We start from the raw sequence: 17,848 nt of genomic DNA on the forward strand, positions 1-17,848 counted from the left end.
GTCATCCTCTAAGCAAACAAGGCCAGAAATCGTAATCTAGAAGGGGATATCATTCTATGGAACTTCGGTCTAAGATTCGACCATCGAGCAGGTCTGATGTACCCACCGTCGGGTCACAACAAAGCAACCAGCCAGACCTCCGCCGCCGCCTTTCCAGATCTCAATCGTTGGAAGGACTAAATTCTTCATCGGCTGCCAGGCCACAAAGCGACCACTTAGATTTCATTCGTCCCCTTTCCGGCTCTCGATCATTGGAAGGGCTAGCTTCTTCATCGGCTGCTGGCGGAGCACAAAGTAACGCAACGGACATTCGCCAGCCCCTTTCCATGTCTCCTCACGCATTGGAAGGGCTAGCTTCTCCATCGGCTGGCGGATCGCAAGGCGATCTATCAGACGTGTTCCGTAACATCTATGGGTCTTCTCCTCATCTATTGGAAGGGCTAGATCCTACATCGGCTGGCAAATCGCAGGGCAATCTGTTAGACTTCCACCGTCTCGGGTCTCAATCATTGGAAGGGCGTGGTTCACGCCCACTCCGTGAGTTTCGTTCATTGCCTGACCTGGCTCCATCGGCTGGCAGCCTCGATCTTCCCGCCAGACCTCTCTCATTGCCCGAACGATCTTCACCCTCTGTCGAATCGCTGGGTGGCACCAGATCAGGCGATCATGTGATCATTGAGATGATCCCCAGAAGTGAGCTACCCCCCGAAGGTCACACAAACCACCAGGACGATACTCCTGTCGATTCTCCTGATTTAGGAATCAATACTGATCGATTATTCAAAGCTTTAGGCATTACTGAAGACCCGCAACGGCAACGTGAGGTGCTCGATATCTTCGCAAATATGAAGAGAGATATGGAGGAGCTTACGTATATGGGCGACACTCCACTCCGGCCAAATGAGGGTATTGCAAGATTAGATACAATCAACGAAGTTTTTCTTGCGATGTCGGATCAGCTCAAAAGCGAGCAAGATATTACTGCTATGCGTAGATATTATTACGAGTTTGTCCGACATGCGAATACCTGGTATGGTCAAGCAATTGTTGGTTCTCTTATAGGGGCCGCAAATGATATCTATCCTTCATTGCTTAGCAAAGGCTGGCTCTGGTCAACCTTCATCTTAGGTGGGATTGCTGCCGGTTTTGGGGGGATGGCCGTGAGAAAATTCGGGTTTCCATTTAACGTCTTTGCTCAAACCGCAGGGGGGCAAGCCATTATTATTGGCGGTGGCTTCGTGGAAAAGTATGTGAAGGCGAAATATAAATTACCCTAGCATTGTTGCTTGAAGATCTTTTTGCATCGTTGTTATCAACGGGGCAAACGAGGCAACATTGAGAGAGCACAGTAAATTATTGTTGTTGTGCTCTCCCAATGCCTTTCTCAAACGGTTTCTGATCGTGGGAGCTTTGCCGCAAACACATCAACTTTCTCGAAGGTCAGAGATGCTTCAAACAGGTCAGTAGCTCTCTCTCGGAGCCGCGCCGAGCCGACCGAGAGATGAGCCTCTCTCGCTTCCTCGTCTGGAAAGACATCAAAGACGCCAAATGTGGAAGATCCCAGGCGGAAAGGAAACCATGCGGTGGTTCCTGGCTCCTGCTGGATGACTGCCAACGCAGCCTGTATACCACGTTCGAGCTTCTCCTCTTTGCCGGGCCGGGCCTCGTATCGAGTCAGCAGCCCAACTGTGACGTTGTTTTCCCCTTGAGGCAGCTTGGCCGTCAGGATGTTAACCTGCTCTACGGTGCGGGGTTGTGCGAGGAGAGTGTTTGCACGTTCCAGGCGGGCTACGATCTCATCCGAGTAATGGGCAAGTCTCCCCTGCTCATTGGAGAAGATGGCGAAAGTTCCCAATGTTGAGGCATCAAAGCGGAGTGCGAACCAGGCAAGCGTCGCCGGTTCAAGCTGCACGCGTGCGAGATTTTCCTGGAGGCCGCGTTCGACTATTGCCTCGTTTCCAGCTTTTACCTGTAGGCGAATGATATCTGCAACAGCAATCATATATGTATCTCCTTTTCTCAGCGCGTGTCTGATTCCCACTCGTGCCCCTCATGATCCCCGCTCCCAGACACGCTCTCATACAGGCCGCTCTGCGCGACCAGTTATTTTTCTATCGACAGGGAAGAGTATATCTGGAGAAGAAGAGATGACCAAGTGTAAAACTACACCTGCGTTGGCGGGTTATTAATCGTGCTCTGTATATAAGGAAAGCCAATTCATCTCCGCCTTCAATGATCGGAACTTTCCTGGTCCATTTGTGTAAGATGAAGATACCCCGAACACTATCGTCCGGGGGTATCCAATGTTGTTATGAGCACTCTTCACGAATTAGCTGCTGCTGGCTGGTTGGTTCCTGTAGTCTGAGAAGTGAACGCCGAAGCATTGAAGCCCTTCACAATCAGCCATCCCCCTACAAACACCTCCCACAGGCCGCCCGGAAGCTCGGAAACCAGACCCAGACCGGTCCCCATGAGTTCTGAGACCATCCCGCAACAAATGATCGCGTATCCAACAAGGCCCCAGATAGCTATCCAGCGAGGAACCAATCGCGCCCTGTAAAACAGGTAGTTTAGCATCAAACCGGCGAGTCCAAGCGCGATCCAGCCGAGACCGTCAACATATGGAATCGCCTGGATGAATATCGTGCTCAGGGCTTGCAGGGAGAACGTGGTGGGAGCTCCAGCTTTCAGGTACGCGCTCCCGATTGGTATTTGAAGGAGCACGAAGAGAACGTGGATGCTAAGAAAGACGCTATCGATGATTCTGGATGCAAGGTAGCCGCTGGCGAGACGTTCGCTGTGTGGTTTGAGAACTGGGAGCATCAGAATGCCGTGAGCGGCGTCGCCAGCTGCGGCCATCAGCCAGAGGATCGCGCCGCCGGCGAGCATTATGCTCTTTGCGGAAACTGTGGAAAGGTAATCAGGCGCACCAAGAGTGGATTGAATGAGTCCGGTCCCCGCGAGGCCGACAACAAATCCCGCGAGGTACACTATCCCCACGACGGTTGCAGTTGTTCTATAGGTGTTCATTTCTTCTTTGATCTTCATTGTTTTCCCTTTTATTGAATATCTGCTGCATTTGTATTGAATCATACTTCTCTAAAGTTGTAGTCGATCATCTTTGTTTGTGTCGCTTCCTTGATCCTTCTGAAGTATAGTTCTATGGCAGTGTTCACAGAGAGCCTCGAAAGGGGGGTATTGAGAGTGGTGGCGAAGAGACCCGAAAGGGGGGTATTGAGCAAACTATGAATCATCCCGGATTTTTTTGCGGCGACCTCGACCCGTACTGCTCGCCGCGCAGCGGCTCGCTGATTGAGGAGGGGTGGTGGCTGGAGGCAGGCTGTGCCTGCCTCCAGCCACCACCCCTCCTCAATCGGGACGAAGCGCCAAAGGCGCTGAGGCGTGCGAGAGCCACGGCGAAAAGGCCGGGATGACTCATAGCTTGGGCTGCAAGAAAGAGTTACAACAGACCAAGCTGGCGTGCACGGGCGACTGCTTCTGTACGTCGTCGGACTTGCAGTTTGCCGAAAATGTTCTTATTGTATCCTTTCACCGTTTCCAGGGCGAGGACAAGCTGCTCGCTGATCTCCTGATTCGAGAGGCCCTGCGCAATGAGCTGGAGGACTTCTACCTCGCGTCGGCTGAGAGGCTCGATGAGAGGTTGGGTTGGTGGGGACGGATATGAGAAAGCTTCGCTCTTGTGCTCCTCTGCTTTCCATGCAGCAAGCAACTCCCCGATATAGTTCGGCATCCTCCCGGTAGCCTCTACTAGCGACAAAAGGCGCGCCATTGGTTGCCCTTCGTCGATAAAAATACGGATGAAGCCCTCTGGCGCGGCGTGCGCCAGCGCATCACAAAGCACCTGCACCGCCTGTTCCTGTTTGCCATGTGCCTGGAGAACGAGCGCCTGAAGCACCATCGTCTGGAGCCGTTCATCCTGCCATTCCTTTGCTTCTGTCTGCCGACGCCAGGGAGAGAGTACTGTCAGCGCTGTGGATAGGTCTCCCTGAGCTAGATGGGCCCGGACTTGACTGAGGGGCAGTTGGTGCTGTTGAGCCAGCTTTGCAGCTACCGCAGGCTTTCCCTGGCGAAGCAAAAGCATCACCTGTGCGCCAGCAACATCGGCCATCCGATGGACAAAGTGATGCTGCCGTACAAACGCTTCGGCCTCATCAAGAATCGTAGCGGCTCCATCCACATCTCCCTGGGCCAGTTTTAGACGGGCGAGCAACAGCGTAGACGAAGCAAAAGTATCGATGCTTTCTACTTGCTGCGTCATTTGGACGCATTGTTGTGCATGCTGCCAGGATGCTTCCAGGTCGTTCCACTGATAGAGAATGCGAGCCAACCCGAGATATGCTTCGCAGGCAATCGATAGCGGCGGATCACCTGCTAATTGCAGGACGCGTCGGTAGGTCTGTGTCGCCAGAGACAACTGGTTGTTTGTTTCCTGGACCTGGCCCAGACTAAGCGTAGCCGCTATGGTGTAGATAGAATCCCCGGACGACTTCTCGCTGGCGATGATTTCGCTATAAGTCCTGCTTGCCGCTGCGCGGTCTCCTTGCAGTTGATAGGCGTACCCTAGCGTCCAGGTGGCGGCAGTACGGAGAGGCAGGTTGTGAGGATGCAGATGCTTCAAGGCACGGCGCGACTGGGCCATGATGGTCTCAACATCGTGTTGCATGACCGCTAGCGTGGCCCGCATAGAGGCAATCTGTCCGATCAGATCTCGGGTTCTATCGTCCGGCTCCGTGCCTTGTAGTGCGGCTTCTGCGGCCTGGAGCTTCTCTTCGATAGAGGCGATACTGTGGCCGACAAACAAGAGAGCCGAAGCATACACTACCCACAATGAGGGTCTGGCGTCCAGTTCCGCAGTTTCTAGCGATTCCAGCCAGGAGAGCACAGGGGCGACCGCTCCAGGAAAGGGTAGAGACATGCTCTTGCCTTCCACCAGGCCGGCGGCACGGTCAAGATCAGCGGCGGCTACCGCGTGATGAAACGCTTCCAGTTCCAGGCCATGTTCTTCATACCATACGCTGGCGCGTTGATGCAATGCTGTGATGAGGGGAACCTCACCACTCGTAGATGAGGCAGTTGTTGATTGCAGGAGCTTTCGCAACAATTGAGCAAAGAGGTGGTGATACCGATACCACCTCCGCTCGTTGTCCAGAGGGACGATGAAAAGGTTGGCGCGTTCGAGATGTTCCAGGATTGCCTGCCCGGAATGGGAGGAGTCGAGCACAACGGCATCACACAGGGAACCTGACAACTGCTCAAGGATGGAGGTGCGCAGCAAGAACGTCTGGATGTGAGCCTCCTGCTGTTCAAGGACTTCTTCCACAAGGTAGTCCAGCACGAAATGGTGGCCCCCGGTGAACGAAGTGATGATGCGGGTCGTGTCCTGGCGTCCCCGCAAGGCAAGTGCGGCGAATTGCAAGCCAGCAATCCAGCCTTCAGTACGCCTTTCCAGGGCAGCGATGTCCTGGTCTGAAAGAGTGAGGCCCATCACCTGATTGAGGAAGGTCGTGGCTTCTGAAGGAGTAAAACGCAAATCGGCGGCGCGGATTTCGGTCACATGATCTCTGGCTCTCAGACGGGCCAGAGGCAGTTGTGGGTCTTCACGCGTGGCGATGACCACGTGCATGTGTGGGGGGAGGTGCTCGACGAGAAAAGCGAGCGCCTCGTGAACCGCTCTGGCATCAATCACGTGAAAGTCGTCCAGGACGAGGATAAACGGGTCTTGTAGTGTCGTCAGTTCATTGAGGAGGGTCGTCAGTACCACTTCGGGGGGCGGTGGCTGGCTTGATTGGAGCGCGCTCAATACCCCTTCTCCAATCCTGTCTGCGATCATCTGCAACGCCACAACGAGGTATGCCAGAAAGCGGGTAGGGTCGTTCTCCCCTTCGCTCAGGGAGAGCCAGGCGGTCGGCCGCTCGATGATGGCAGCCCATGCGCTAATGAGCGTGGTTTTCCCAAAGCCGGCGGGGGCTGCGATGAGGGTCAGTTTGCGATGTAGTCCCTCGTTGAGCTGCTCGATGAGGCGGTGGCGGCGGACCACGTTGGGCCGAAGCCGGGGAAGATACAGTTTCGTGGTGAGAATGGGCGTAGGCATGTCTGCTGCTTTTCCCCCCGGCGGTTCATATGAGAATAAAAAGTGAATTTAGAGGTCCACTGCAAGTATAGCCGATACGGAGCGAGATGGGAAGGTGGAGGCAACGACAAAGTGGAAATCACTTCTGATACTCAAACGGCCCGATATCATAATCTTTTCCCTCTGGTCGTGGATTGCCATCAAAATCTGTAGTGGGTGCCCCAAGAGCGATACCCGCGTCAATAGCTGAACTGCCCGTTTGCAAATGGTAGTCTCCGGTGCCATCTGCCTGGAAAGAGACGAACATGACTTCTTTAGTGATTGTATCCACGTCCTTTGTATCAACCGCAGAAGGCCACTCATATGATTCATCACCAAAGGCAGCTCTGCCATTGCCGTAAACGATATTATGCGAGAACTGGTTGTGCGAACCAACGCCCTTGCGTTCTCGCATACCTAGAATCCCGTTATTGATGCTGATATTATTGGTGACGATGAAATGATCTCCATCATCGCCATCATTGTCCTTTGGTTCGGTTCCTATGCTGATGCCATGCTCTTTATTCCCAAAGACGAGATTGTTAGAAATGATTGTATCGGTTGCAGCATGCCACAGGTTGATCCCGACACCAGCATTATCATAGGCAATATTGTTGACGATATGCCCCCGCGCATTAGAATGGTAGATCGCATGCACATACTCGCACATCTTGGGGTACGTATCGCCGATGTGAAAGACGACATTGCCAATAATATCGTTATCATGCGCAGTATAATTGGTATCGGTCATCCCTGAGCCGCCGGTCTTATCACAAGTGCCGGGAATGTCATGGATGCGGTTCCCAATCGTGCGGGTAAATGAACCCCAGTTCACCAGACCATCGCGCGCCCCATCGCTGCTGATATCAAAGCCGATGATGTCAATATAGTCAGCCTTTGTGGTCCAGGGAACGTCATCGTTCGTCGTTTTGATCTTCGCGGCCCATTGCTTCAGCGAGACAAAGGCGATGCGCGCCTTGGCGGTGCCGTCATGCTCGACCACGACATCTTCATTATAGGTGCCAGGGAGTACATACACGATAGTTCCCGGCTTGACGACATCAGCCGCTTTCTGGATGGTGGCAAATGGCTGAGCCTCAGATCCATTATGGTTGTCATTGCCCGAAGGAGAGACATAGAGAGCGTTGCTTCCGGGACGAGGCGTGATGTAGTGTTGAGAGCCGTTCCCCACGATTCCCTTGACCGGTGGAGCCTCATTTCCCCCCGATAGATAGCGGAATGCCAGGACGATCATCGAACCTGCAAGGAGCAAGGCGATCAAAACGAGACTGCCTGCAAGATAAAACCTCTTCGGTCTGTTTTTCAAATTTCGCATCTTTTACTCTTTTTCAATATACGTAGAAACATCACTGGTGCACCTGGCAAATGGTGGAGAGAAAGCCGCCATTTGCCAGGTGCATCAATCATGGAAGGTACTGATAAGGGACAAACTCGCGTTAAGGTGCCAGTATGTCAGGTGCATTCATACCATTTCCCGCATCTTTCGGACTATATTGCCAGAGTACCGAACCATCCGAAAGCCGAATCGCGTACACGCTATCGGTAAACTTCTGATTCTTCCCGCTTCCACTTACCGTTGACGCCTGCTGGTATACAATTCCGTTACTCATTCCGATGGAAGTCGAAGTAAGAATGGTTGGTTTCTCCGCCAGGAGCTTGCCACTCTGCCAATCAAAGGACTTGATTTTAACAGGGATGTCGGTCTTTGCACTTTCCAACTCGAATAGATAACCTGTTCCATTCACCATGTATACCGTACCGCCAAAACACTTATTTGGTGAACAAGGATCATTCATTTGCCAGGCTAACGTTCCATCCTTTACTCGAAAAGCATTTAACGTCAGAACGCCACTGTGTTTTCCCTGAGCGATGAGCAGTCCAGCAGCGATAGAATTCCCATCGAGCATGGTATATCCTGGAGGTGAAGCCCACACGATAGCTCCCGTTTTTGCGTCAAATGCAGATATCTTTTGACTTTGTTCGTACTGTTTCTGATCTTTCTCAACTTGCTGCGATGAGCTGGCGTACACAATGCCGTTGACGAGTTGGAATGAGGAGAAAACATAGTCCGCTGGTATCTGTTGCTGCCAGACGAGCCGCCCGGTTTGTTCATTTAATGCAACGAGACGATTCCCTATCCCCATACTGAAGTACACAATGCCATGCTCTACCACAGGCTCCTGGGAGAAACTCGGCCTGTGTGGACTGGTAAAGTGCCAGTGCTCCACGCCCGTAGCTGCGTCAAAGGCATAGAAGTTTTCCTGGTCTGAGAGGACATAGAGTGTGCCATGAACTACAAAGAACCACTGACCTCGACCAGTATGAAACGTCTTATTGTGCCATAACTCAGCGCCATTCTGAGTGCTGACGGCGGAAAAAGTCCCCGGTTCATTTGCTCCAAAACCATAGAGGTAAATCCTGCCATCTGAGACTGCATCATAAGCATAGCTATAGCCATCGTTTCGGCGCGTGTGCCAGCGTTCTTGGCCTGTACGAGCATTAAGGGCATAGATATCGCGGCTCATGATGACGTAGACCACGCCACCAAAAACATGCACATGCATGCCCCCTGTAAGCTCCTGCGCTTTGGGGTCCAGTGGTGCCTGCCAGATCATTTTGCCTGTGCGCCCATCAAGCTTATAGACCATGTGATTGCGCCCAATATAGAGATTTTGCTGCGTCCCATCCAGGCCGCCGTTCGTAGCTACAGGTTGTTTTTGCTCTTGTTGTTTTGCCAGATGGGTCACAACGGCCCAACTTCCTAAGATAAGGCCAAGTATCAGGACTGCAGCCATCAAACTCAATGCTCTACTGAAAGCTGATGGTTTCCTTTGATGAGTTTGCTGCCCGACTGCGCTCTTTGGGTTGTGAAATGGGAAGACGTTCGTCTCTTCTGGTGTGGAGGAAGGAGGCACGACAGCTTTTTTGCTGGTGATGCGCTCTCTGGCACGAGCCAGCGAAGCCCGATCCTCTGCCGAAACATCAGATCGATAGATGTGCTGAAGCGTTTGCATAAGCTGCACATCAAATGCCGCATCTTGATCGGAAGCCTCAGCGCTAGCATATTGCTCAATCTGTTCATCGACGGTTTCTGGTTTGAAAAGCTGTTCGTTGTCTCTCATTGCTCCGTTCCTCCTTCTATTCGTTTGTAAGCGGCACGCAGATGATTGATGGTCCGTGAAAGCATCGTGCGCACTGCCGATTCTTGTTTGCCTAAGATGGATGCGATCTCCGCACTGCGCAGGTTATAGCCAAAGCGGAGCCACATCACATCCTGTTGCAGAGGAGAGAGTCGTGTCAGCAGACTTCTCACGAGATCCTGTCGCACAACAGTCTGTTCAGGGCTACGAGCTTCGTCTTCCAATAGGGTTTCGGCTACCAATTCTAATGGAACACCGCGTCTAACGGAGGCCCGCCTGAAAGAGTCAACGACTTTGTTGCGAGCGACGCGCCAGAGCCACGCCACTTGTGCCTGCTCCGAGAGTTGTGCAAACTGCTCATTCTCAATGGCTGCGAGAAACGTATCCACCAGAATGTCTTCTGCATCTTCACGCGAACGGGTATGTTGCCGCAGGTAGGTAAAGATAGCTGCGGCATGGCGCTCATAGAGCCTGTCCGTCAGTACATCTTCGGTTGTTGGCTGTTGTTGAGAAAACATAATTACCTATTCCTCTACATAGATGAGATCTCACTAACCACATCGCATCAGACGCGAAAAATGTTGCAAGTTCATGTGGAGCGGCTACTATCACTAGTACTGCTTTGAGCATCCTTTCACAACCTTGACAGGGCGCATGAGTATATGTTATTTTCTTACGAAAGGTGAAACGTTTAACCCAGAGGCAAGAATGGATACTACTGTCCCAACCCTGAAGGATGTTGCACGCTATGCAGGCGTCTCAATCGCGACCGTGTCGTACGTTTTGAACGGTAGGCGGCAAGCCAATAAAACGATCAGTGAAGCCACGCGCCAGAAGGTCTTACAGGCTGTGAGCGAGCTGGGATATACGCCCAACCATGTGGCACGCCATCTGCGGCGGCAGCGCACGGAGCGCATTTGTGTGGTGTTGCCCCGCCTGGGCGTTCCTTACTATGAAGCGTTCTGTCAGGACATCGAAGCAGTGGCGGAGCGCTATCAATATACGGTCATTCTTTCTTTAACTGGCACACGCGAGAAAGAGCGAAAGGTGCTGGGAGCGTTACAGCATCGTTTAGCCGATGGGGTGATTGCTCTTCATGGCGATTGGGAAAGCGAGGAACTGGCGCAACTGTCGGCAATGGGGATCGCCGTTGTGGTGCTCGACAACTATATTCAAGGCAAAAACGTTGATGTGGTGCGCACCACTGAGGAAGATGCTTTTTACGAGGCGGTCAGTTATCTTGCCACAAAGGGATATCGGAAGATTGTCTGTTTTCTTGGGGGTGATACACGTGGAACGAGGTATGCGGCCTATCAACGAGCGCTACGCGATCACAATCTACCATTGGATGAACGCTTTGTGGTTGAAGGGTGTGGAGATCGCCAGATAGCGTATCAAGAAACGCTGAAATTGTTGAAACTGAAGGACAGGCCAGATGCGATCTTTGCCGGTTCTGATGTTGCAGCGATCTCAGCAATCTGGGCAATACGGGATGGAGGATTGCGTATCCCGGATGATATCGCCATTATCGGAGCGGGCAATATCGCTGAAGGTGAAATTACAGTTCCCCCTTTAACGACGGTTGGCCCTGTCTCTCTTGATTTCTCAGATGTTGCCGAGTTCCTGTTTGATCGTCTGCGCAATCCAGATCAGCAGGAGCGAGTTCTTTTACGACAATGGAAGCTGATTCTTCGTGGATCAGCTTAATGTCCGGTGCATTGATGCCAGAACATGGAGGTATTCTCTCATGAGCAACCTTGATCTCCCCAATAGTGCAAAAGACAGCAATACAGTTCATCAAGACAAGCGCATCTCTCGACGTAAGGCATTGCAGCTTGGAGGTGCTCTGACCTCAGCGGCCCTTGCTGCCCCGGCTTTTCTTTCGGCCTGTGGTGGTACTGGAAGTCTTGTTTCTGACTCCTCCTCCTCTTCTTCCACAAAGACATTGCGTGTCTATTGGAATCCCGGCCACGCTTACAAGAGTTATCAGCAGGTGATTGATAAGTTCGAGCAGGACCACGCTGGATGGAAGGTCAAGCTAGAGCAGTATCAGTGGCCCGATATGCGCACAAAAGTGTTGGCGAATTTTGCTGCTGGCGATGTTCCTGATCTCATCGAGGAACCAGGCGGCTGGGTGCAGGAGTTTGGTATTGCCGGGAAACTGCGTTCGTTACAGCAATATGTTGATAAGGACGGTAAGAGTATCGGTTTTCCGGATGACTGGCAGGAGTACACGGTCCAACGCAATACAGTGAATGGGGAAGTGTACGGTGTCCAGTTGCATCTGACCTGCTCGCTGCTCTTTTATAACAAGGAGATGCTGCAAAAAAGCGGCAAAAGTGTGCCGACGACCTGGGAGGAGCTGCTGGCAACCTGTCAGGCTCTCACGAGCAATGGCGTCTACGGGTGCGCTCTGAATCAAGATGCGAGCTATTCCTGGTCCTGGTATTTACAGAATGGTGTGCGTGAATACGATCCCGCGAAAAAAGTGATCGCCATGGATAATGATGCGGCGTATCAGGCGCTCCAGTTCCAGTCAGATCTGATTCACAAGTATAAAGTCGCGCCGGCTCCGGTTGCGACCGGCAGTTATGATGGCCCGCAAAAGCTCCTTTCTGCCCGCAAAGCCGCATTCATCCTGACCGGCCCCTGGGATATCAAGCCAATTGTGACTGCAGATGCAAACTTCCCTCTGGGCATTGCTCAGGCGTTGAAGCATAAAACGCAGGCTACCTATGCCGCAGGGACCAGCCTGATGATCCCCAAAGATGCGAAAAATCCCGATCTGGCCTGGGAATTATTGAAGCGATTGGTTGCGCTCGATGTGGAGGTTGCGGCGACCAAAGAGGCAGGTATGACGATGCCGCGCAAATCCTGGGGTCAGCATCCCGAGACGCAAAAACTGCCGATGATCGCTCCGTTTGCTCAGGGCTTACAGTATGCTCAATTCGCAGGTGGCGAGTTGGAGAAGACGGGCAAATCCGGGGCCGTAACCGATCTCTATAACAAAGCCTATCAGGATGTTATTTATAAGCAGGTGCCTGCTTCACAAGCGCTGAAAGATTTTGTCGCGACTGGCAACAAACAACTCTCCAGTTAATCTGAACAACATGTGGAGCGTTCCTGGATTATTTGGTTCATCTTCATTATTGGTGCATCTGACGATGGAAGGAGAGAATGGCTAGGGGCACAGAGGATGTTGGGTCTCCCGTAGCGACAAGGGGCGGTTGAGGGGTCTTGGCGGGGGCCTTGCGCTTGTCTCGCCGTAAAAGCGAGGGCGACAAGCGCAAGGCCCCCGCCAAGACCCCTCCACGCCACCCCTTGTCGCTACGGGTGCGGGGAGCTTTCTCTTCCTGGAGGATTTGTTGAATGCACCAATTAACGCTCGACTACGACGGGGTTTATTGAGTCTAAGTGAGGGGAGTTGATTTTATGGGACTTATCGTTGCACAGGATAGCACGAATGCACGGCGCACCGTACGCGTCGGGCTGGCAAGTCGTCAGGCCATGATAGCGTATATCTTCCTTGCGCCGGCACTCATCTACTTCACCGTTTTCTTTTTCTATCCTATCGTGCTTGAGTTCTGGGCGAGCATGCAAAGCACAACGGCCTTCGTTGGCCTGGGGAATTATGTTCAGGCTTTTCAGGATGCGCGGGTCTGGGAAACATTCAAGGTGACGCTGCTCTTTGCCGCCGGGGTGACGCTGCTCAACGTCATCATTGGCCTGGCTCTGGCGCTCCTGCTCGATTTACCACTGCGAGGGCGAGTGGTCTTTCGCGCGATCTTCATGGTTCCCTATATGACCTCGATGATCATTGTCGGATTGATGTGGCGCAATATTCTCGATCCGCAGATCGGCATTCTCAACCGGCTGCTCATCACGTTTGGCCTGCCTGCTCAGGATTGGTTGACCAATTATCAATTAGCGTTACCGGCTGTGATCGGGATTACCATCTGGCAAGGCGTGGGCTATACAATGGTGCTGTTTCTGGCTGGCCTGCAAGGGATTCCGCGCGAATATTATGAAGCGGCCCATGTGGACGGGGCCGGAGGATTGGCACGATTTCGCTTTGTGACCCTGCCCCTGCTGGCCCCGACGACGCTGTTTGTCGTCATCATCGGCGTCATTAACAGCTTGCAGGCATTTGCGCAGGCATTTGTCATTACGCAGGGTGGCCCGGCTGATGCGACACGTTTCTATGTGTTTCATGTCTATAACGTGGCCTTTAACGAGAACAATCTCGGTTATGCATCGGCGCTCTCTTTCCTGATGTTTCTGGTGATTCTGGTGCTGACGTTGATTCAAATGCGTGTCGGGAATAAGGCGACCGAGTACTAATAACGCTACAGGGAAAGGAGAGAAAGATGCAACAACTCAGGCTGGGCAAGATGCTTGCTCATAGTGCCATCTATATCGTGCTTGTACTGCTGTCGGCGATTGCGATCTTACCGCTTTTGTATATGCTCTCGTTAGCATTGCAAAGCGATAAAGAGATCTTTGCCGGTATACCAGTCCTCATTCCAACGGACCCACAATGGCAGAACTTTCTCGCCATCTGGCAAAAAGCACCCTTTGCGCGCTTCTTTCTGAATAGCGTCATCGTTGCGGGCGTGATTACGCTGTCACACCTGTTTTTTGATCCGCTGGCGGGATATGTCTTTGCCAAATTTCGTTTCCCGCTCAAGAACGTGATCTTTTTGCTGATTCTGGGCACGCTCATGATCCCATTCTTTGTGCGTATGATCCCGCTCTATATCATCATGGCGCAACTGCACTGGCTCGATACCTACCAGTCATTGATTGCCCCGTTTCTGATGAGCGCCTTTGGCATTTTTCTCATGCGTCAATTCATTCAACCTCTGCCCTTTGAATTGATTGACGCCGCACGGCTGGATGGCTGCTCAGAATTCGGCATTTACTGGAAGATTATTCTCCCTCAGGTCAAACCAGCACTGGCAACACTGGGCCTGTTTACCTTTATCTTCCAGTGGGATGAGTTCCTCTGGCCGTTAATCGTCGTCAACAGTACAGAGATGCGCACCATGCCAGTTGGTCTCACTCTTTTCAATCAAGAGTTCTTCACCCAGTGGAATTATACGGCGGCTGGTGCCGTCGTGCTCTTTATTCCGATTCTGGTGCTGTTCCTGTTTTTGCAGCGATACTTTGTGAAAGGGATCAGCCTGAGTGGTTTGAAATAGCGGTCTGATGGCCGTTGAGTTGATAACGTCAAGTGTTTTCAATGAGAGGAAGGTCTCGTGAAGGATCGTACCCGTCCTAATGTGATTGTCTTTTTTACCGACCAGCAACGCTGGGATACCTCTGGTCTGCATGGAAATCCCCTGCAATTGACGCTCAATTTTGATCGTTTTGCGCAAAGCGGGACATATCTCCATTCGATGTTTAGCTGTCAACCTGTTTGCGGTCCAGCGCGTTCTCTCCTTCAGACCGGCCTCTATCCAACAACGAGCGGCTGTTATCGCAATGATATTCCGCTGCCAGCCCAGGCAAAGACGCTGGGACACTATTTTCGTCAGGCCAACTATGCGACTGGCTATATTGGGAAATGGCATCTTGGCTCGGCTGACCCGGTTGTGGTGGAGGAACGTGGAGGCTATGATTACTGGCTGGCCGCCAATATTCTAGAGTTTACGTCTCGGCCATATAATACGGTGGTGTATAACAATGAGAACGAGGCGGTCAAACTGCCGGGCTACCGTGTGGATGCGATCGTCGATGCCTCTATTCGCTATATCGATGACCATCAGGATGAGCCGTTTTTTCTCTTTATCTCGCAACTGGAGCCGCACCAGCAGAATCAACAGGACTATTTCCCGGCTCCTGATGGCTATGAGGAACGCTACCGAGGTGGCTGGGTTCCTCCTGATCTGGCGGCGCTTGGCGGCTCGACGCAGCAACATCTGGCGGGTTATTATGGTCAGATCAAACGGGTGGATGAAGCCTTTGGTCGCCTGCTCGACGCATTAAAGAGCCTTGAGCTGACGGACAATACGATCGTTCTCTTCACCTCGGATCATGGCTGTCATTTCAAAACGCGCAATAGCGAGTATAAGCGTTCCTGTCATGAAAGCTCAACGCGTCTGCTGGCGGCGTTTCAGGGACCGGGCTTTCGAGGTGGGAGGCGTCTGGAAAATCTGGTCAGCCTGATCGATATTCCTCCGACGCTTTTAGATGCGGCGGGAATTCCTGTTCCAGAGGCGATGCAGGGACGCTCCCTGATGCCGCTGGTCCGGTATGAAGAGGAGAGCTGGCCGGAGGATGTGTTGATCCAGATCAGCGAATCGCAGGTGGGGCGAGCCATTCGCACGCGGCAGTGGAAATATGGCGTGGTGGCCCCTGACAAGCACGGCTGGCACGATTCCAGTTCCGACTTCTACAGAGAGACCTATCTCTATGATCTGGAGGCTGATCCATATGAGTTATGTAATCTGGCGGGCAGCAAAAAGTATCGTGGTGTCGTGAAAGATCTCAAGGAGAGGCTCATTGCTCGCATGGTCGAAGCTGGCGAGCAGGCTTCTGCTGTTGCCGACGCTGACGATTGAGGAGCAACCTTCCACGTGTCGTAATCAAGCGATGATTGGTGCATCCAGCAATTGAGACGGAGAGGAATACCATGCGAATATGGCAGGGGCGATGGCTGGTCCTCGCCCGTTTCGCCCCCATTACGTGTATTGTCACTCGGGCGAGGACCAGCCATCGCCCCTGCCATATTCGGCCCTCCCCTGGAGGAGATTGTTTGTGAAAGCTTACAGGCTCCTAGATTACACAGAGATGACCGCGAGGATAGCGGGTTGGAACCCATCTGCGTATGGATTCACTCAAACCACAAAAACCGTGCGCGATTGAGCAATCTCTGTTGACCAGGCTGCTTCGACTTGAGAAAGAGGAACGGGTGTGGTCGCAATCTGAAACTTCCCGGGAACCGCTGCTTGCAGTACGCCTTCAGAAGCCTTGAGGAACCGATCGGGGGGAATACTGCCGATGCCGCTGCCCATCAATTCGATAGAAGAGGAGCGCAGGACAGGGCTGGGCAGCGAAATGTTGAAAGCGCTGACAGAACCAATCTGGATACAGCGGATCGGCACCCCATCTTCTCCCGCTCTAGCCGCTGCTCTCAGCAACCGCTCCATGCTTGGCCCCCACAGGTAATCAAGCACGACATCGACTCCCTCGTGAAATGGCTCCAGGAATGCTTTTTCCAGTGCCTCCCCGTCCTCGACGAGCGGAATGGTTACATCAGCACCCAGAGCGGTGAGAGATTTCAGCACTTCAGTATTGCGACCGGTGGCGATCACTTTTTTGGCACCGAGATACTTAGCGATCTGCACTGCCAGCCGACCAGAAATCCCGGTCGCGCCGTTGACCAGGACCGTTTCGCCCGCTTGAAACTTCGCTCTTTCCAGTAATGCTCCCCAGGAAGACATTCCGGGAATGGCAATCGCAGCGGCGGTCACATCATCCAGCTCATCGGGCAGGGCAAGACAGTGCGAGGCTTCCACTTTTGTTTGCTCTGCCATACTGCCAAAAGGAGCTACTGGCAGCACAAAGTAGACGCGACGACCATCAGTGAGCCGCCCGACACCATCGAGGCCAACAACGAATGGAACCTGACCGGAGGTGCTGTAGTGCGTACCTGATGCCATGCCTCTGGTTACATGGCTGAGCGAGGCTGCTGTCACATTAATCAGGTTCTCTTCTTCGGAAGGAACTGGTTCGCGAAAATCGCTATATACCGGTGTTTGTCCGGCTTGCAAAACGAGAGCTGCTTTCATAATATACTCCTGTTCAATATTTCAATGTCTTTAATATCCGTGTATTTTGCACGTATCTAGCATAACAGAAAGAACCTGGACATGTCAAGGGAACTCCGTGTATAATACACCCATATGAACCAGGATAATCGTCAATTTTATGACGCCCTCTTCGATATCATCGGGTTGATGAACCAGCCGCAACGCGATAACATCCTGTTGCGAGAGGCGGGCGTATCTCTTGATCGGGCATTGTTTCCTTTGCTGGTGGTGATTGATCGTCGCGGCGCTATTGGCATCATGGAGCTGGCCGGGCTGGTTGGGCGTGATCATAGCACGGTCAGCCGTCAGGTTGCCACCCTCACTCACCTGGGGCTGGTGACACGACATGCTGGCACCAGCGACAGGCGGGAACGCAAGGTGGCAGCGACACCGGAAGGGCTGGCAATCGCCCATGCTCTGGATGCCGCGCGCGAGAGGCTACTGCAACCCATTGTTGCTCAGTGGGATGAGCAGGACTGGAAGACCTTCGTTTCGTTGCTCCGCCGCTTTGCCGATGATGCTCTGGCACATTCCTGAAGAGCAGCGCTGAGAGTTTTGTAGGGCATGACGACCTGGAGATGGGGTCGAGCCTGCGCACCATGAAAAAACCTCTTATAGCCATAGGTGTGACATGCGTTTATGCTGATTTGAGCGGCGTTGATCTACTGGACGTTTTTGACCCCCTGTATGCTTGAAAAAATGCTTCACGCTACGTCATTATTAATAGAGCAAACGTTTGCTCT

General features: G+C 52.6%; 15 protein-coding genes. 8 read left to right on the forward strand and 7 right to left on the reverse strand.

Annotated features, from left to right (window positions below; genetic code table 11):
- Window positions 1-56: 56 nt before the first annotated feature.
- The gene (locus K3T83_RS46430) at window positions 57-1,277 is read left to right on the forward strand and encodes a hypothetical protein (RefSeq protein ID WP_220209949.1); all 1,221 of its coding nucleotides are present in this window, start codon (window positions 57-59) and stop codon (window positions 1,275-1,277) included.
- Window positions 1,278-1,384: 107 nt separating this feature from the next.
- Here K3T83_RS46430 and K3T83_RS56735 read toward each other — a convergent pair whose 3' ends face one another.
- Both K3T83_RS56735 and K3T83_RS46440 read right to left on the reverse strand, forming a co-directional pair.
- Window positions 1,385-2,002, reverse strand: a complete 618-nt coding sequence (locus tag K3T83_RS56735) for a putative quinol monooxygenase (RefSeq protein ID WP_236065222.1) — start codon at window positions 2,000-2,002, stop codon at window positions 1,385-1,387.
- 320 nt (window positions 2,003-2,322) lie between these two features.
- The gene (locus K3T83_RS46440) at window positions 2,323-3,048 is read right to left on the reverse strand and encodes a DUF4386 domain-containing protein (RefSeq protein WP_220209950.1); all 726 of its coding nucleotides are present in this window, start codon (window positions 3,046-3,048) and stop codon (window positions 2,323-2,325) included.
- 197 nt (window positions 3,049-3,245) lie between these two features.
- Here K3T83_RS46440 and K3T83_RS46445 point away from each other — a divergent pair, with 197 nt between their 5' ends.
- On the forward strand, window positions 3,246-3,434 hold the full coding sequence (locus tag K3T83_RS46445; protein WP_220209951.1) for a hypothetical protein: 189 nt from the start codon (window positions 3,246-3,248) through the stop codon (window positions 3,432-3,434).
- A 26-nt stretch (window positions 3,435-3,460) separates the two neighbouring features.
- Here K3T83_RS46445 and K3T83_RS46450 read toward each other — a convergent pair whose 3' ends face one another.
- The 4 genes from K3T83_RS46450 to K3T83_RS46465 all read right to left on the reverse strand — a co-directional run bounded on the left by K3T83_RS46450 (window position 3,461) and on the right by K3T83_RS46465 (window position 9,809).
- Window positions 3,461-6,112 carry a winged helix-turn-helix domain-containing protein gene (locus tag K3T83_RS46450; protein ID WP_220209952.1) on the reverse strand — a complete coding sequence of 884 codons (2,652 nt, stop codon included), beginning with the start codon at window positions 6,110-6,112 and terminating at the stop codon, window positions 3,461-3,463.
- A 118-nt stretch (window positions 6,113-6,230) separates the two neighbouring features.
- Window positions 6,231-7,466, reverse strand: coding sequence for a right-handed parallel beta-helix repeat-containing protein (locus K3T83_RS46455; RefSeq protein WP_220209953.1), 1,236 nt, complete (start codon window positions 7,464-7,466; stop codon window positions 6,231-6,233).
- A 121-nt stretch (window positions 7,467-7,587) separates the two neighbouring features.
- Window positions 7,588-9,273 (reverse strand): PQQ-binding-like beta-propeller repeat protein, encoded by a 1,686-nt coding sequence (locus tag K3T83_RS46460; RefSeq protein WP_220209954.1) that lies wholly within the window; start codon window positions 9,271-9,273, stop codon window positions 7,588-7,590.
- Entirely contained in the window at window positions 9,270-9,809 is a 540-nt protein-coding gene (locus K3T83_RS46465; protein ID WP_220209955.1) for an RNA polymerase sigma factor, read from the reverse strand. Before K3T83_RS46465 ends, K3T83_RS46460 begins: the two co-directional genes overlap by 4 nt.
- Window positions 9,810-9,999: 190 nt before the next feature.
- Here K3T83_RS46465 and K3T83_RS46470 point away from each other — a divergent pair, with 190 nt between their 5' ends.
- The 5 genes from K3T83_RS46470 to K3T83_RS46490 all read left to right on the forward strand — a co-directional run bounded on the left by K3T83_RS46470 (window position 10,000) and on the right by K3T83_RS46490 (window position 15,854).
- Window positions 10,000-10,998, forward strand: a complete 999-nt coding sequence (locus tag K3T83_RS46470) for a LacI family DNA-binding transcriptional regulator (protein WP_220209956.1) — start codon at window positions 10,000-10,002, stop codon at window positions 10,996-10,998.
- Between the two features lie 40 nt (window positions 10,999-11,038).
- Window positions 11,039-12,391 (forward strand): ABC transporter substrate-binding protein, encoded by a 1,353-nt coding sequence (locus K3T83_RS46475; RefSeq protein WP_220209957.1) that lies wholly within the window; start codon window positions 11,039-11,041, stop codon window positions 12,389-12,391.
- Between the two features lie 332 nt (window positions 12,392-12,723).
- The gene (locus tag K3T83_RS46480) at window positions 12,724-13,632 is read left to right on the forward strand and encodes a carbohydrate ABC transporter permease (RefSeq protein WP_220209958.1); all 909 of its coding nucleotides are present in this window, start codon (window positions 12,724-12,726) and stop codon (window positions 13,630-13,632) included.
- Between the two features lie 26 nt (window positions 13,633-13,658).
- Window positions 13,659-14,492 carry a carbohydrate ABC transporter permease gene (locus K3T83_RS46485; RefSeq protein WP_220209959.1) on the forward strand — a complete coding sequence of 278 codons (834 nt, stop codon included), beginning with the start codon at window positions 13,659-13,661 and terminating at the stop codon, window positions 14,490-14,492.
- Window positions 14,493-14,549: 57 nt separating this feature from the next.
- Window positions 14,550-15,854, forward strand: coding sequence for a sulfatase family protein (locus K3T83_RS46490; RefSeq protein ID WP_220209960.1), 1,305 nt, complete (start codon window positions 14,550-14,552; stop codon window positions 15,852-15,854).
- A 276-nt stretch (window positions 15,855-16,130) separates the two neighbouring features.
- Here K3T83_RS46490 and K3T83_RS46495 read toward each other — a convergent pair whose 3' ends face one another.
- A complete protein-coding gene (locus K3T83_RS46495) occupies window positions 16,131-17,084 on the reverse strand; it encodes a quinone oxidoreductase family protein (protein ID WP_220209961.1) in 954 nt (317 codons plus the stop codon).
- 114 nt (window positions 17,085-17,198) lie between these two features.
- Here K3T83_RS46495 and K3T83_RS46500 point away from each other — a divergent pair, with 114 nt between their 5' ends.
- The gene (locus tag K3T83_RS46500) at window positions 17,199-17,642 is read left to right on the forward strand and encodes a MarR family winged helix-turn-helix transcriptional regulator (RefSeq protein WP_220209962.1); all 444 of its coding nucleotides are present in this window, start codon (window positions 17,199-17,201) and stop codon (window positions 17,640-17,642) included.
- Window positions 17,643-17,848: the final 206 nt, after the last annotated feature.

The organism is Reticulibacter mediterranei (assembly GCF_016587455.1).

Coding starts and splice junctions, on each gene's coding strand:
- K3T83_RS46485 (WP_220209959.1), top strand. CDS start 13,659: ATGCAACAACTCAGGCTGGGCAAGATGCTTGCTCATAGTGCCATCTAT.
- K3T83_RS46470 (WP_220209956.1), top strand. CDS start 10,000: ATGGATACTACTGTCCCAACCCTGAAGGATGTTGCACGCTATGCAGGC.
- K3T83_RS46440 (WP_220209950.1), bottom strand. CDS start 3,048: ATGAAGATCAAAGAAGAAATGAACACCTATAGAACAACTGCAACCGTC.
- K3T83_RS46450 (WP_220209952.1), bottom strand. CDS start 6,112: ATGCCTACGCCCATTCTCACCACGAAACTGTATCTTCCCCGGCTTCGG.
- K3T83_RS46495 (WP_220209961.1), bottom strand. CDS start 17,084: ATGAAAGCAGCTCTCGTTTTGCAAGCCGGACAAACACCGGTATATAGC.
- K3T83_RS56735 (WP_236065222.1), bottom strand. CDS start 2,002: ATGATTGCTGTTGCAGATATCATTCGCCTACAGGTAAAAGCTGGAAAC.
- K3T83_RS46460 (WP_220209954.1), bottom strand. CDS start 9,273: ATGAGAGACAACGAACAGCTTTTCAAACCAGAAACCGTCGATGAACAG.
- K3T83_RS46500 (WP_220209962.1), top strand. CDS start 17,199: ATGAACCAGGATAATCGTCAATTTTATGACGCCCTCTTCGATATCATC.
- K3T83_RS46430 (WP_220209949.1), top strand. CDS start 57: ATGGAACTTCGGTCTAAGATTCGACCATCGAGCAGGTCTGATGTACCC.
- K3T83_RS46445 (WP_220209951.1), top strand. CDS start 3,246: ATGAATCATCCCGGATTTTTTTGCGGCGACCTCGACCCGTACTGCTCG.
- K3T83_RS46455 (WP_220209953.1), bottom strand. CDS start 7,466: ATGCGAAATTTGAAAAACAGACCGAAGAGGTTTTATCTTGCAGGCAGT.
- K3T83_RS46475 (WP_220209957.1), top strand. CDS start 11,039: ATGAGCAACCTTGATCTCCCCAATAGTGCAAAAGACAGCAATACAGTT.
- K3T83_RS46465 (WP_220209955.1), bottom strand. CDS start 9,809: ATGTTTTCTCAACAACAGCCAACAACCGAAGATGTACTGACGGACAGG.
- K3T83_RS46480 (WP_220209958.1), top strand. CDS start 12,724: ATGGGACTTATCGTTGCACAGGATAGCACGAATGCACGGCGCACCGTA.